At 65.4% G+C, this 13,774-nt stretch carries 15 protein-coding genes; all 15 read left to right on the top strand.

Translation table 11 applies throughout. From position 1 onward, the window contains the following. Positions 1 to 9: 9 nt before the first annotated feature. The 15 genes from ACRYLT_RS01375 to gspN all read left to right on the top strand — a co-directional run bounded on the left by ACRYLT_RS01375 (position 10) and on the right by gspN (position 13,765). Complete coding sequence (locus ACRYLT_RS01375; RefSeq protein WP_482662318.1) at positions 10 to 402, top strand: hypothetical protein; 393 nt, start codon at positions 10 to 12, stop codon at positions 400 to 402. A 7-nt stretch (positions 403 to 409) separates the two neighbouring features. Continuing rightward, entirely contained in the window at positions 410 to 2,296 is a 1,887-nt protein-coding gene (locus ACRYLT_RS01370; protein ID WP_482662317.1) for an acetyl/propionyl/methylcrotonyl-CoA carboxylase subunit alpha, read from the top strand. Between the two features lie 3 nt (positions 2,297 to 2,299). Next, positions 2,300 to 2,737, top strand: coding sequence for an ion channel (locus ACRYLT_RS01365; RefSeq protein WP_482662316.1), 438 nt, complete (start codon positions 2,300 to 2,302; stop codon positions 2,735 to 2,737). A gap of 10 nt (positions 2,738 to 2,747) precedes the next feature. Next, on the top strand, positions 2,748 to 3,200 hold the full coding sequence (locus ACRYLT_RS01360; RefSeq protein ID WP_482662315.1) for a MaoC family dehydratase: 453 nt from the start codon (positions 2,748 to 2,750) through the stop codon (positions 3,198 to 3,200). Next, positions 3,197 to 4,036, top strand: a complete 840-nt coding sequence (locus tag ACRYLT_RS01355) for an HpcH/HpaI aldolase/citrate lyase family protein (RefSeq protein WP_482662314.1) — start codon at positions 3,197 to 3,199, stop codon at positions 4,034 to 4,036. Before ACRYLT_RS01360 ends, ACRYLT_RS01355 begins: the two co-directional genes overlap by 4 nt. 118 nt (positions 4,037 to 4,154) lie before the next feature. Beyond that, the gene (locus ACRYLT_RS01350) at positions 4,155 to 4,538 is read left to right on the top strand and encodes a hypothetical protein (RefSeq protein WP_482662313.1); all 384 of its coding nucleotides are present in this window, start codon (positions 4,155 to 4,157) and stop codon (positions 4,536 to 4,538) included. A 42-nt stretch (positions 4,539 to 4,580) separates the two neighbouring features. Continuing rightward, positions 4,581 to 5,357 carry a prepilin peptidase gene (locus tag ACRYLT_RS01345; protein ID WP_482662312.1) on the top strand — a complete coding sequence of 259 codons (777 nt, stop codon included), beginning with the start codon at positions 4,581 to 4,583 and terminating at the stop codon, positions 5,355 to 5,357. A gap of 257 nt (positions 5,358 to 5,614) precedes the next feature. Beyond that, complete coding sequence (locus tag ACRYLT_RS01340) at positions 5,615 to 6,415, top strand: type II secretion system protein N (protein WP_482662311.1); 801 nt, start codon at positions 5,615 to 5,617, stop codon at positions 6,413 to 6,415. After that, positions 6,412 to 8,451 carry a type II secretion system secretin GspD gene (gene gspD / locus ACRYLT_RS01335; RefSeq protein ID WP_482662310.1) on the top strand — a complete coding sequence of 680 codons (2,040 nt, stop codon included), beginning with the start codon at positions 6,412 to 6,414 and terminating at the stop codon, positions 8,449 to 8,451. The genes ACRYLT_RS01340 and gspD overlap by 4 nt, the downstream gene beginning before the upstream one ends. Continuing rightward, complete coding sequence (locus tag ACRYLT_RS01330; protein WP_482662309.1) at positions 8,448 to 9,923, top strand: GspE/PulE family protein; 1,476 nt, start codon at positions 8,448 to 8,450, stop codon at positions 9,921 to 9,923. Before gspD ends, ACRYLT_RS01330 begins: the two co-directional genes overlap by 4 nt. After that, on the top strand, positions 9,916 to 11,139 hold the full coding sequence (gene gspF / locus ACRYLT_RS01325; RefSeq protein ID WP_482662308.1) for a type II secretion system inner membrane protein GspF: 1,224 nt from the start codon (positions 9,916 to 9,918) through the stop codon (positions 11,137 to 11,139). Before ACRYLT_RS01330 ends, gspF begins: the two co-directional genes overlap by 8 nt. Continuing rightward, a complete protein-coding gene (gene gspG / locus ACRYLT_RS01320) occupies positions 11,139 to 11,552 on the top strand; it encodes a type II secretion system major pseudopilin GspG (RefSeq protein ID WP_482662307.1) in 414 nt (137 codons plus the stop codon). The genes gspF and gspG overlap by 1 nt, the downstream gene beginning before the upstream one ends. Beyond that, positions 11,533 to 12,582: a type II secretion system protein GspL gene (gene gspL, locus ACRYLT_RS01315; protein ID WP_482662306.1), complete on the top strand. Its 1,050-nt coding sequence runs from the start codon at positions 11,533 to 11,535 to the stop codon at positions 12,580 to 12,582. The genes gspG and gspL overlap by 20 nt, the downstream gene beginning before the upstream one ends. After that, positions 12,579 to 13,049, top strand: a complete 471-nt coding sequence (gene gspM, locus ACRYLT_RS01310) for a type II secretion system protein GspM (RefSeq protein ID WP_482662305.1) — start codon at positions 12,579 to 12,581, stop codon at positions 13,047 to 13,049. The genes gspL and gspM overlap by 4 nt, the downstream gene beginning before the upstream one ends. After that, complete coding sequence (gene gspN, locus ACRYLT_RS01305) at positions 13,046 to 13,765, top strand: type II secretion system protein N (protein WP_482662304.1); 720 nt, start codon at positions 13,046 to 13,048, stop codon at positions 13,763 to 13,765. Before gspM ends, gspN begins: the two co-directional genes overlap by 4 nt. Positions 13,766 to 13,774: the final 9 nt, after the last annotated feature.

Raw genomic sequence — 13,774 nt, 5'->3', positions numbered from 1 at the left:
GAGGGGAAGATGAGGAAGCTGATGCTGGCCGCCGCGTTGATGATGCCCACGCCGGTCCTGGCTGGCCAGCCGGAGCAGCAGGCGCCGGCGCGACAGCCGGAGCCTGTCGCGCGGCACCTCGTCATGATCACGCGCCCGGGTCCGAACTGGGATAGGCTGAACGCTCATTTGGCCGAAGCGCGTGCTCATCAGGCGATCTATGAGCGGTTGGCCGTTGAGGGTCATACGATCGCCGGGGGCGCCTTCGAAGGCGAGCCGATCATGGGCATGACGATCTGGAGCGAAGGCGTCGACGAAGGCCGAGCCCGCGAACTGATCACCGATGACCAGCTCCCCAGCCTCGGAATCGTCAGCTACGAGTTCCGGGTGCTCGGCGTTAGAACGGGTGCCCTGAGACGGTGAAAACGACGTGATTCAGTCCCTCCTCATCGCGAATCGCGGCGAGATCGCCTGCCGGATCATCCGGACGGCGCGACGGCTCGGGATTCGAACGGTGGCCATCTATTCCGATGCCGACCGCAATGGCCTTCATGTTCGGGAGGCAGATTCGGCGGTGCATATCGGTCCTTCGCCGGCGCGGGAATCCTATCTCCTCGGCGAAAGGATCATTGCCGCCGCGCGCGAGAGCGGGGCGGAAGCGATCCATCCCGGCTATGGGTTCCTGTCGGAGAATGCCGAGTTCGCCCAGGCGGTGATCGACGCTGACCTGATCTGGGTAGGGCCGAACCCGGACAGCATCCGGGCGATGGGGCTCAAGGACGCCGCCAAGAAGCTGATGAAGCAGGCGGGCGTGCCGGTGACTCCCGGCTATCTGGGCGAGGATCAGTCTCCTGAACGGTTGCAGGCCGAGGCAGACTCGATCGGCTATCCGGTCCTGATCAAGGCCGTGGCCGGCGGTGGCGGCAAGGGCATGCGCCGGGTCAACTCGGCGGGCGAGTTCCAGGACATGCTGCAAAGCTGCAAGCGGGAGGCCGCCTCGTCCTTCGGCGACGACCGGGTGCTGATCGAGAAATATGTCGAGCGGCCGCGTCATATCGAGGTGCAGGTGTTCGGCGACCGCCACGGCAATGTCGTGCACCTGTTCGAACGCGACTGCTCGCTCCAGCGGCGTCACCAGAAGGTGATCGAGGAAGCGCCGGCACCCGGGATGAACGAGGCGACTCGGGCTGCCGTCTGCGAGGCTGCGGTGAAAGCGGCAAAGGCGGTCGACTATGTCGGTGCCGGGACGATCGAGTTCATCGCCGACGCTTCGGAAGGTCTTCGACCCGACCGGATCTGGTTCATGGAGATGAACACCCGTCTCCAGGTCGAACATCCGGTGACCGAGGAGATCACCGACCAGGATCTCGTCGAATGGCAGCTTCGGGTTGCCAGCGGCGAGGCGCTTCCCCTGCGGCAGGAGGAGCTCGGAATTCATGGCTGGGCGATCGAGGCGAGGCTTTATGCCGAGGACCCGGCGCACGGCTTCCTGCCATCAACCGGCCGGCTCGACCATTTCGTGCTTCCGAGAAGCGTTCGGATCGAGACCGGAGTCGAGGAAGGGGACCGGATCAGCCCCTATTACGATCCGATGATTGCCAAGCTGGTCGCTTCGGGCCGCGACCGCGGCGAGGCGATCGACGAACTGGTCAACGCACTCGAAACGGTCGAGGTCTGGCCGGTCAAGACGAATGCCGGCTTCCTCGCCCGCGCCGCCGCCGATCCCGATTTCCGCGCCGGCGAGGTCGATACCAGCTTCATCCCGGCGAAGATCGATGCGCTGGTGCCGGACCCAGTGCCCACGGAGGGCATCTGGAACCTGGCGGCGCTGGCAATGCTCTCGGCGGATTTCGGGGCGCCGGAGGAGGAGCAGCCCTGGACGGGCCTTCAGGGGTTCAGGATGAACCGCGATCCTGATCTTCGCGCGAGCCTCAGTCATGCCGGCGAAACTCGAACGATCGACGTGGCCGCAGGCCTTCCGCTTGAAGGCGTTGCCACCGCTTCCGGAAAGACAGTGCTCGTCTTCTCGGGCGGCCAGGCCTTCGCCTTCACACTGCCGGGCGCGGCCGGCGCCGCCGGCAGCGGAAGCGCAGTCGACGGCGATCTTTCATCGCCGATGCCTGGCCGGATCATCGCGGTGGATGCCCGGGAGGGAGACCGGGTCGCGAAGGGGCAGAAGCTGGTCACCCTGGAAGCCATGAAGATGGAACATAGCCTCACCGCGCCTTTCGACGGCGTCGTTGCCGAGATGAAGGCGACGGAAGGCGGGCAGGTGGCGGAAGGCACCTTGCTGGTTCGGATCGAAAAGGCCGACTAGCCGGTGGTTGAGACCGACACCATCAGGCTCGGCATGCAGATCGGCATGTCCGCCGTGATGGTGCTGCTGATGACCATCCTTCACAGCCTCGGCCTGGTGGCGATCGCCAAGGTGCTGAAGCTCAACAAGGATCGGCTCGAGGAACAGGCGTTCGACTGGCGCGCGCTGGTTCTGCTGGGTTCGGTAGGCTTGCTGATCTTTGCGTTGCACATCGTTGAAATCTGGATCTTCGCGGCTCTCTATCTCGCTCTCGGGACGATGCAGACCCTTGAGGAGGCGCTCTATTATTCGGCATCGGCCTACGCGACGCTTGGCCGAACTGCAGACTATTTCCCCGGCGACTGGCGGCTGCTGGGCGCGGTAGAGGCACTGATCGGATTTGTCCTGATCAGCTGGTCAGCCGCCTATGTGGCGACGACCATGAACCGGTTGAGGCGATAGGAGAACAAGCGTGGCTGGACGCTATTACGAGCAGTGGACTCTCGGCGACACGCTTCGGCACCAGCCGCACCGGACGGTCACCGAGACCGACAATCTTCTGATATCGACGCTGACCCATAATCCGCAGCCGCTCCATCTCGATCAGACTTATGCCGAGACGACCGAATTCGGCCGGATCGTTGTCAACGGCACTTTCACATTCTCGCTGCTGGTCGGACTTTCCGTCGGAGACACGACCCTGGGAACGCTGGTCGCCAATCTGGGTTACGACAAGGTTCGGATGCCCAAGCCGGTATTCATCGGCGACACGCTTCGAGCCGAGACCGAAGTGGTGGGGCTGAAGGATTCGAGGTCTCGACCCGATGCCGGTATCGTCACGTTCGAGCACCGAATGTTCAACCAGCGTGACGAACTGGTCTGCGTGATGGAGCGGACCGCCTTGATGCGAAGACGGCCGGAATGAAGCTGCGATCGCTCTTGTTCGTGCCCGGCGACAGGCCGGACCGGATGGAAAAGGCCCGTTCGTCCGGAGCGGATGCATTGATCCTGGACCTCGAGGATTCGGTTTCTCCGGAAGCCAAGCCGCGGGCTCGGTCGGCCGTGGCCGAGTTCCTCGACACAAACCGCTCCACCAAGCTCTGGGTTCGGGTCAATCTGCTCGACGGGCCCGAGATCGACAAGGACCTTGCGGCGATCCTGCCGGCCAATCCGGACGGAATCGTACTGCCCAAGGCTGAGGGCGGGGCCTCGGTTGCGGAGCTGTCGCGGCGGTTGACGGAGCGAGGCAACGATTCGGCTCGGATCATCGCCATCGCCACCGAAACCCCGGCCGCAATCTTCCAGCTCGGCACCTACGGGGATCAGAGGCGGCTTGTCGCCCTTACCTGGGGCGCCGAGGACCTGCCGGCGGCGGTGGGGGCGATCACCAGCCGAGAAGAGGACGGCAAATATACGCCGCCCTATGAAATGGCGCGATCGCTCTGCCTGTTCGGCGCGACGGCTGCGGGTGTCGCCCCCATCGAGACGGTCTATCCGGCGTTCAAGGATCTCGAAGGACTTGAGCGATATGCGGCTCGAGCGCGCCGGGACGGCTTCGTCGGGATGATGGCGATTCATCCCTCACAGGTTCCCGTGATCAATCGCGCCTTCACCCCGACTCGGGAAGAACTGGACAAGGCCAAGGCGGTCGTAGCGGCGTTCGAAGCGAATCCGGGCGCTGGGGCGCTTTCGCTTGACGGGAAGATGATCGATCGACCTCATCTTCTGCTCGCGAAGCGGATACTCGCCGCCGCCGACTGACGGCGAATCTCCCTATATCACTGAACAAACCGGGGATTTTCCTCCATCGAGAGATGTTGCAGCGGATGTCATGATGTTGTAACAATAGCCACTACAATCAAAAGGTTTTGCGGAGAAGATGATGAAGGGATTCGCGACTCTGGTACTGGCAATTCCTCTCGCCGCCTGCGCCACCGCGCAGCAGGCCACCCTGGTCGAGAGCGACTATCCTCGTGGTGGCCTCGCCGTTGCCGCCATCGAACGCTCGGACTGGGCAACGGCGGAACGTCTGCTGACCACCGACAGTCGAGTGGCCAAGGACGATCCGGCCCGGCTGCTCAATCTCGGCCGAGTCTATATGGCTACGGGCCGGAGCGCCGAAGCCTTGGCTCTCTGGCACCAGGTCCTCGCGGCTCACGACCTCGCTGAGGTCGAAACCATCGGCGGGCGCACCGCAAGCACCCATCAGCTCGCCCGCGAAGCGCTCGCCCATTACCGCTCGGCAAGCCTGGGCACGCGCTAGGCAAAGTTGAACCTCGTCGCGCCTCCCCCTAGTGGGGAGGCGATGGCGGCCCCCCCGATCGATGTTCCGCTTCTGAACGGGGTGGCCGGCCTGTTGCTCGGCGCCATTGCCGGGAGCTTCATCGCCACCCTCCTGATTCGCTGGCCAAGGGGCGAAAGTGCGCTGGTCGGCCGATCTCGCTGCGACTTCTGCGAAGTGCCGCTGTCGTTCCGGGAGCTCGTGCCCTTGCTTTCCTTCGCGGTCCAGCGCGGACGCTGCCGCCGATGCGGCTCGGCCATCGACAGCCGGCATCCGGCCGTCGAGCTGGCCTGCGCCGGACTGGGCCTGGTGGCCGTCGCCGCTCACCCGCTGCCGCTCGCGATCGTCACTGCATTGCTCGGATGGTGGCTCTTGCTGATCGCCCTGATCGATCTCGAGAATCAGTGGCTTCCGGATCGCCTGACCTTGCCCTTGATTCCGCTCGGGCTGCTCGCCGCCTGGATGCAGATCGGGCCGCCGCTTGCCGATCGTGCCGTCGGCGCCGCGGCAGGATGGAGCAGCCTCTACCTGATCGCGCAGGCCTATCGCCGTCTTCGCGGCCGCGAAGGCATGGGCGGGGGCGATCCCAAACTGCTCGCCGCCATCGGCGCCTGGCTCGGCTTGTTCCAGCTGCCTTTCGTCCTTCTCGGTGCTGGGCTGCTCGGGGTTGGAGCCATCATGCTGATGCGGCTGCGGGGCCATGCGGTCACCCGCACGACCCGACTCCCGCTCGGCACGCTGATGGCTATGGCGGCCTGGCCCATCTGGCTTGTCGTCGCTCCTGGATCATTCAGCCTGTAGCCAGAATCCATGTGTTACTTGGGCCACTTAAGGGCGGCGTTCTTCCCTAGAGGCGCCGCCCGACCGATTCTCGGCCCTTGCGACTCTCCACAAAAGCTGTGAACCATGGCTTCCGGGCGACTCTGGCGGGGAAGGGGAGGCGTTCTGCCCAGCCTTTCAACACGATGAGCCGTTCCGGCGTCCGCAATTCTGTCTCATAAGAGTCATGGAGCGGACCTAATTGGCCATCTGGCCGTGGGGAGGGTTTCGGTACATCAATGCGCCTTGGAGTCACTCCACGCGCCGAGCGACTGCTCGGGCAGCTGCGCCCGACGCCTTATTCGGTGCTCGAGCTGGGCCTGTTGGCGTTGATCGCCGTTCAGGCCGCTCGATTGCTCTGGACCCTTGTCACGCCGCTCGAGCCTGTCGGCGAATGGAGGCCGGCGAGCGCGGTGGTGCAGACCGGCGGAGCGGTCCTGAGCGAGTTCGATCCCTTCTTCCGTCTCAGCGGCAACTCGGGGCCCGTCACGGTCACTTCGCTGAATCTCAAGCTCTACGGAGTCCGCGAGGATCGCGCGACCGGGCGAGGCTCGGCCATTATCGGACTGCCGGACGGCACTCAGCGCAGCTTCGCGGTGGGTGAGGAAATCATTCCGGGCGTAAGCTTGGCGGAAGTCGGCTTCGACAGCGTCACGATCAATCGCAATGGCACGGCTGAGCAGATCTTCCTCGATCAGTCCACTCCCGCGCCAGCCGCCGGGACGGGCAGTCCCGCACCCGCACCCGCATCCGAGCCGCAGCCCGCACCGACTTCGCCAACGACCGCGCCGATCCAGTTCCAGCCTCGGATGAATGGCGGTCGTGTCGACGGAATCATCGTCAATCCCGGAAGCGACGGAGGCGAAGCGCTTCGCGCCGCCGGCCTCGCTCCCGGCGATGTTATCGTTTCGGTCAACGGACAGCGGGTCCAGTCGCTTGAACAGGCGCAGAACCTCGTCCGCTCCTCTTCCGGCGAGGTCGTCCTGGTGGTCGATCGAGGCGGTCGCGCCGTCCCCCTTCGTGCAAGGTTGAGCCTGTGAAGCGTTTTCTCATTGCCCTCGCTTTGGTCCTGGCGCCGCTGACCCCGGCTTCGTCCCAATATGTCCTGAATCTTCGGGACGCGGACATTCGCGCCTTCATTCAGGATGCGGCGCGAGTCACCGGCCGGACTTTCATCATCGATCCGGCCGTTCAGGGGCGGGTCTCGGTCGTCACCGAACGGCCATTGTCGCGCAGCGAATATTTCGAACTCTTCCTGTCCACCCTGCGAGCCAATGGCTACGTCGCCGTTCCAGCGGCCGGCGGGGCGCTTCGAGTCCAGCCGGTAGCGGGGGCAGCGGCCTCGGCGCCGGTCGGAGGATCCCGTCGGGGAAGTCCCAGCGGCTTCGTCACCGAGATCTTCCGGGTCCGGAACATCGAGGCAGCGGCGGCCGTCGAGACCTTGAGGCCGCTGGTCAGTCGCGACGGGTCGATCACGGCGGGACGCAACTCGATCGTCGTTTCCGACTTTGCCGACAATGTTCGCCGGATCCGCCAGGTGCTGGCCCAAATCGACGTCGACAGCGGAGTCACCCGGCTCGTCGGACTCGATAATGCGGGTGCTCGGGAGATTGCGGCGGCGCTCGGCGAGTTGGCCCCGGAAGGCGTGTCCGTGGTTCCGGTCGACAGCTCCAACGCCATCGCTCTGCGGGGCGACGCCAGCTCCGTCGCCCAGCTTATCGGGATTGCTCAGGAGCTCGACCGTCGCGCCGCTAGCGGCAGCGAGATCCGGGTCGTGTTCCTCGAACATGCCGATGCGGAGCAGCTTCTTCCGGTCCTTCAGCAGCTCCTCGGCCAGACTCCGACCCAGTCCGCTTCGCAGCCTGCCCGAACCCGCCGAACCAGCGGCGAGACTCCGCTGGGGCAATCAACGCCTCCCGCGCCGGTCGCAACCGTGGCGTCCGCGACCCCGCCGGTCGCCGCGCGGGGCGCGGTCGTCACTCGCTTCGAAGGCGCCAATGCGATCGTCATTTCGGCGACGCCGGACATCCAGCGCACGCTTGGCGAGGTCATCCGGCAGCTCGACGTGCGCCGACAGCAGGTGCTGGTCGAGGCAATCATCGTCGAGATTTCCGACACGGCCGCTCAGCGGCTCGGAGTCCAGCTCTTCCTGTCGGGACTGCGCGGTTCCAACATCCCGCTTGCGGTCACCAATTATTCCAACATCGCTCCCAACGCCAATCTGATCGCCGGTGCGATTGCGGCGCGCGAACTCGGGGCCTCCGAAGAGCTTCAGGAGGAGCTTCAGGATGCTGCCCTGGCCTCCCTGGCTGGGGCAACGGGCGGGCTGGGTGGCGTCGCCATCCAGAGCGGAAACGCGATCTTCGGAGCGATCGTCAATGCGGTCCGGTCGGACAACCAGTCCAACATCCTCTCCACTCCGTCGATCATGACGCTCGACAATCAGGAGGCGCGGATCCTCGTCGGCCAGGAAATCCCGATCACCACGGGCGAGGCGCTTTCCGACAATTTCGACAATGCGTTCCGGACCGTCCAGCGGCAGAATGTCGGAATCACCCTCGAGGTGCGACCACAAATCAATGCGGGAGGCTCGATCAAGCTCGACCTTCGCCAGGAAGTGAGTTCGATTGCCGGTCCGGTCTCCGACGATTTTCAGGAGCTGGTCCTCAACAAGCGGGAGATCGAGACGACGATCACCGTCGACGATGGCGAGATCGTCGGCATTGGCGGCTTGCTCGACGACAATGACCGTCGAACCTTCGAGCGCGTTCCGGTGCTCGGCGACATTCCGGTGCTGGGCAACCTGTTCCGATCGCGCGGGCGGGCGCGGGCACGCACCAACCTCATGGTGTTCATCCGTCCGACCATCTTGCGGTCGACCGAGGATGCCCGGGCGATGAGCGCGCGCCGCTACGGCTACGCCCGTGGTCAGCAGCTCCTCGCCAATCCCAATCGCGAACCGACCCTGGACGAGCTGGTCCGCGACTATCTCGGCACCACGCCGCCCGCCGTTCCTGCGGCACCTCAGCCGCAGGATGCCATTGTCGCGCCCCCCGCGGAGGTGCCGCAGCAATGAGCGAGGATGCCGCCATTGCGGTCACTCCGGCACGAATTCCCTACAGCTTCGCTCGACGCCATGGTCTGGTCGCCACCGAAGAAGGGGTAGCGATGCGAGACGGCGCCGACGCGAAGTCGCTGATCGAACTCAGGCGGTTCCTCGGTCGGCCCTTCGCGCTGCGGACGGTCAATGGCGCCGAGTTCGACCGCCTGCTGTCCGATCTCTACGCCTCCGGACCGGAAGCGGCGGCGTCGCTCGGGTTTGACGATGATCTGGGCCATCTGGCTTCGGCCCTTCCGAGCGCTGACGACCTTCTCGACACGTCCGACGACGCGCCTGCCATTCGACTGATCAACGGAATCATCGCCGACGCGGCGCGGCAAGGCGTCTCGGATATCCACATCGAGCCCTATGAAAGCGGCTTGGTCGTTCGAATGCGGATCGACGGCGTGCTCCGGGAGACGTTGCGGATGCCGGCTCATGTCGCGCCGGTGGTGGTCAGCCGAGTCAAGGTCATGGCCCGGCTCGACATTGCCGAGCGGCGGCTGCCTCAGGACGGGAGGATCGGACTGACCCTCGGCGGGAAGCTGATCGACGTTCGCGTTTCGACTCTGCCCAGCCGGGCGGGCGAGCGGGTCGTGCTTCGGATCCTGGACAAGGAGAATGCCGGAATCGACTTCGACCGGCTGGGAATGGCGGATCACATCAAGCGGATGTTCCGCGACGCCTTGGCTGAACCGAATGGCATCGTTCTAGTCACCGGCCCGACCGGATCGGGCAAGACGACATCCCTTTATGCCGGACTCAAGCTGCTGAACGACGGCAGCCGAAACATCCTGACCGTCGAAGACCCGGTGGAATATGCCGTCGATGGCGTTGGACAGACCCAGATCAATCCGCAGGTGGGCCTGTCCTTCGCCGCCGGGCTCCGCGCCATTCTTCGCCAGGACCCTGACGTCGTCATGGTGGGCGAAATCCGCGACCGCGAGACGGCCGAAATCGCGGTCCAGGCGGCGCTGACCGGGCATCTCGTCCTATCCACCGTTCACACCAACGATGCCGTCGGCGCGATCACCCGGCTTCGCGACATGAAGGTGGAGCCCTTCCTGATCGCCTCCACGTTGCGCGCGGTCCTTGCGCAGCGGCTGGTTCGACGCCTTTGTCCCGAATGCCGGCAACCCGTCGAAGCGACGGGATCGCTCGCCTCTCTGCTCGGGCTCGAACCGGGGGCCATCGTGTTCGAGGCCCGGGGCTGCTCCGCCTGTTCCTCGAGCGGCTACAAGGGGCGGGTCGGCCTGTTCGAAGCGGTGAAGGTCGACGAAGCCATTCGACGCCTGATCAATTCAGGCGCGGACGAAGCGGAGATTGCCGCCCACGCGTTTCGACATTCGGAAACCTTGTCGGTCGCGGCTCGCCGCCTGGTGCTGGAAGGGATGACGAGTCCGGAAGAGGCGGTTCGGGTCTCCCGCCACGAGGGCGGAAATGCCTGATTATGCCTATGTCGGCCTGGATCCGGCGGGGCGCGAGCGTCGCGGCTCGGTCCGCGCGGACACGGCGGACGCGGCTCGGGCCCAGCTCGCCTCGCGCAAGCTTTACGTGGTCCAGATCGAACCCAGGTCGGAGGGTGCCAGTCCGCCGCTGCTGTCGCGAGGGCTGATCCGACGCAGGAAGCTGAGCGGCAAGCAGCTCACCCTCTTCACCCGCCAGCTTGCCACCCTGGCACAGGTGTCACCGCTCGAGGAGGCGTTGCGCACCCTTTCTCGCCAGGCGGAGCGGGAGGAGCTGCGGCTGATCCTGTCGGAAGTTCATTCGGGCGTCGTCGAAGGTCGGCGGCTGGCCGATGCCATGGCAAGGGAGTCGAAGAGCTTCCCACCGCTCTACCGGGCGATGGTTGCGGCGGGCGAAAGCTCGGGGACCCTGCCTCAGATCCTCGAGCGCCTGGCGAACCTGCTGGAGCGGCAGGCGCAGGTGCGGGGCAAGGTTCTCTCGACGCTGGCCTATCCGATCGTCCTTGCGGTGGTTGCGACCTTTGTCGTCTTCGCGCTCATGATCTTTGTCGTACCGAAGGTCGTCGAACAGTTCGAGGATGTCGGTCAGGAGCTTCCCTTGCTGACTCGGATGGTGATCGGGCTTTCCGACTTCCTCAGCAGCTGGTGGTGGCTGCTCCTGATCCTGATCGGGGCCGGGGCGCTGATTGGCGGGCGCGCCCTGAAGGAGGAGGGGCTGCGAATGAAGTTCGATGCCTTTCTCCTTCGCCTGCCCCTGATCGGGCGGCTCATCCGCGATCTTCATGCCGCGCGGATGGCGCGGACCCTGTCGACGATGATCGCCAGCCGGTTGCCCTTGCTCGAGGGACTGAAGCTGACGACGGAGACCGTTCACAATCGCGTGCTCCGTTCCGCCTCGGCGCATATCGCGGAAACGGTGCGCACCGGCGGCAGTCTTTCCGGCGCCCTGCGCAAGGCGGGCGTGTTTCCGCCGCTGCTCGTTTATCTGGCGGCCAGCGGGGAAGCGTCCGGAAGGCTCGACATGATGCTGGAACGGGCGGCTGATTATCTCGAGCGGGAGTTCGATTCCTTCACTTCGACCGCACTGTCGCTGCTGGAGCCCGCCATTATCGTTGTCATGGGTGCGGTCGTCGCCGTGATCGTCCTGTCGATCCTGCTGCCGATCCTGCAACTCGACACGCTCGCCGGAGGATATTGATGCTGCTGAAACTCAAGGCCCGCGCGCCTCACAAGCGACATAGCGAGGAGGGCTTCACCCTCGTCGAACTGATGGTGGTGATCGTCATCCTCGGCCTTCTCGCAACGATCGTGGTGATCAACGTGATGCCCGCCACCGATCGTGCGGCCACGACCAAGGCTCGCGCCGACATCGCCACTCTCGAGCAAGGGATCGAGATGTACCGGCTCGATCACATGCGCTACCCGACCAGCGACGAGGGGCTGCAGGCCCTGGTTTCCGGCAATTACGTCCGTCGCCTGCCGGACGATCCGTGGGGCAATCCGTATCGCTACAGCGCTCCCGCCCCTGACGGACGTCCGTTCCAGATCGCTTCGTTGGGCGCCGATGGCCGGGAGGGCGGCGAAGGGGAAAATGAAGATATCGCCAACTGACGCCTTCCAGCCCGCGGCGGCAAGCGGCGCCGGCTTCCTGCTCGTCTTTCTGGACGAATCCGGAGAAGCCGAGCGCTGGCTGCTGCTTGACGGCGGCGAGGTGGCGACGAGAGGAGAGGGTGAGCCTCCCGCTCCGGATCCCGGAGTGAAGCTCGCGCTTGCGGTTCCTGGCAGCCAGGCGACCGTCCACTGGCTCGAACTTGCGGTGGGCCTGACCGAAGCTCAGGCTGCGGCGGCCGCTCGACTGCTCCTTGCCGATGCGACGCCCGATCCGCTCGCCGAATTGCATGTCGCCGTTGGCCGCCCGGAGCGGGGGCTGACGCCGGTCGGCCTCGTCCCCGTTCGGCTGATGACGCAATGGCTTGGCCGGTTCGATGCCCACCTGATCGTGCCCGGCCCCTTGTTGCTCCCGGCCGCTGAAGAGTCCTTCGTTCGTCACCGCGACGATTATCGCGCAAGCGCGGCAGCCTTCACGCTCGAACCGGAACTGGCGCAGATCGTGCTTGGGGACAGCGCCGTCACCGAACTCGATTCCTCCGACGTCGAATCGGGCCTGGAGCCGATTCTTTCGGCGCCGCCGCTCAATCTTCGTCAGGGAGCATTCGCGAAGCGCCGGCGGTGGAAATCGGATTCGGGGCATTTCCGGAGGATCGGCTGGCTTGTTCTGACGCTCGCCGTCCTGAGCCTTGCTGTCGAGGTGGCGAGGCTGCTGGCCTTCACTTTCGCGGCCGACCGGCTCGAAGCCGAAGCGCGCTCCGTTTCGGCGCAGACCGGTGCCACCGAAACTCAGGCGTTCAGCCCAATCGCCGGGAATTTTTTCGAAGCCGTGCGGTCGACCCCCAACATCGAGGTGGCGAGGCTCGAATATCGACCTGACGGCAGCCTCCAGGCCGCGGTAGCCATGGACAATCCAGCCACTCTCGCCGCTTTCCGATCCCGCCTCGAATCCAGCGGGCTCGTCGTCGAACCCGGCGCACAGCAAAGCTCAAGCGGGCGACCGATGGCAGACCTGACGGTGAGGCTGCGATGACCGCTCTGACGACCTGGTGGGGAGAGCGAACGCTTCGAGAGCGGCGCCTGCTCCTCGTCATGCTATCGCTTCTGACGCTGGTGCTCGGCTGGCTGCTGGTGATCCGGCCGCTTTCGGACTCGATCGAGGCCGCTCGCCAGCGCCACGAATCAGCGATCGTCGCCCTCGCCGAGGCCCGGGCCCAAGCCGAGGCGGCTCAGGGATCCCGCCAACGCTCTCCGGTGCCACTCCCGATCGATTCCCTGGTCAGCCGAACCGCCACGGAAGCGGGATTCGCCAATGCGCGGGTTGTCACCCAGAGCCCGGCGGCCGCTTCGATAACGATCGAAGCAGCGCGGCCGCAGGCCTTGTTCGGCTGGGTGTCGGAACTGGAACGGCAGGGGCTTGCCGTGGCTTCGCTGCGGGCGCGAATCAATCCGGACCGGACGATCGGAGCGGACATCAGCTTCCGGGCGCCGAGCCGATGATCCGAGTCCGACTTCCTCTCGGCCGCAGTCTCTACTTCCTTTCGGCCTTTGCTTTCGCCTTGCTGGCTTTGCTGCCGCTGCGGCTCGCCTTGAGCTGGTTCGATCTGGACTCGCGTGGGCTGTCGGCGCGCTCGGCCAGCGGCAGCGTCTGGCTGGGAATGCTGGAGGAGGCAAAGGTTGGCCCAGTTCCGCTCGGCGACGTCCAGGCTCGCCTGAATACGCTTCCGCTCCTGCTGGGGCGGGCGCGGATCACTCTGGCCCGGCCGAACGGCACCGATCCTTTCGAAGGCGCCGTGACCGCTTCGCAACACGGTTTCGGCTTCGACGACGTCACCGGACGACTGAGCGGGGCTGCGTTGCCGGCGCCGTTGCCGATTGCATCCATAGAGTTCGAGGATTTCAGCGCCGGTTTCGCGCGTGGCGTTTGCGAGCGTGCCGAAGGACGAGTCCGAGCCGCGGTGGCCGGCGAAGTCTCCGGATTTCGGGTGTCCTCCAGCTTCAACGGAACGGCGCGCTGCGCCGGAGGCGCATTGCTGATCGCAATGACCAGCCAGAGTGGAATGGAGCGGCTGATTCTCAGTCTCTCCGGCGATGGCCGCTATCGCGCCGACCTCGTCGTCCGTCCCCTCGATGACAGCCTTCGACCGCAGCTTCTGGCAGCCGGCTTTCGCCCGGCGGCCGGTGGCTGGCTGCTTCGGCTCGACGGAAGCTTCTAGCCCTCCCGC

The sequence above is a fragment of the Sphingosinicella sp. SM1-17 genome, from assembly GCF_056821765.1.
This window is presented reverse-complemented; position numbering and strand designations above follow the sequence as displayed.

Coding starts and splice junctions, on each gene's coding strand:
- ACRYLT_RS01375 (WP_482662318.1), top strand. CDS start 10: ATGAGGAAGCTGATGCTGGCCGCCGCGTTGATGATGCCCACGCCGGTC.
- gspF (WP_482662308.1), top strand. CDS start 9,916: ATGCCTGATTATGCCTATGTCGGCCTGGATCCGGCGGGGCGCGAGCGT.
- gspN (WP_482662304.1), top strand. CDS start 13,046: ATGATCCGAGTCCGACTTCCTCTCGGCCGCAGTCTCTACTTCCTTTCG.
- ACRYLT_RS01330 (WP_482662309.1), top strand. CDS start 8,448: ATGAGCGAGGATGCCGCCATTGCGGTCACTCCGGCACGAATTCCCTAC.
- gspM (WP_482662305.1), top strand. CDS start 12,579: ATGACCGCTCTGACGACCTGGTGGGGAGAGCGAACGCTTCGAGAGCGG.
- ACRYLT_RS01345 (WP_482662312.1), top strand. CDS start 4,581: ATGGCGGCCCCCCCGATCGATGTTCCGCTTCTGAACGGGGTGGCCGGC.
- ACRYLT_RS01340 (WP_482662311.1), top strand. CDS start 5,615: ATGCGCCTTGGAGTCACTCCACGCGCCGAGCGACTGCTCGGGCAGCTG.
- ACRYLT_RS01350 (WP_482662313.1), top strand. CDS start 4,155: ATGATGAAGGGATTCGCGACTCTGGTACTGGCAATTCCTCTCGCCGCC.
- ACRYLT_RS01355 (WP_482662314.1), top strand. CDS start 3,197: ATGAAGCTGCGATCGCTCTTGTTCGTGCCCGGCGACAGGCCGGACCGG.
- gspL (WP_482662306.1), top strand. CDS start 11,533: ATGAAGATATCGCCAACTGACGCCTTCCAGCCCGCGGCGGCAAGCGGC.
- gspG (WP_482662307.1), top strand. CDS start 11,139: ATGCTGCTGAAACTCAAGGCCCGCGCGCCTCACAAGCGACATAGCGAG.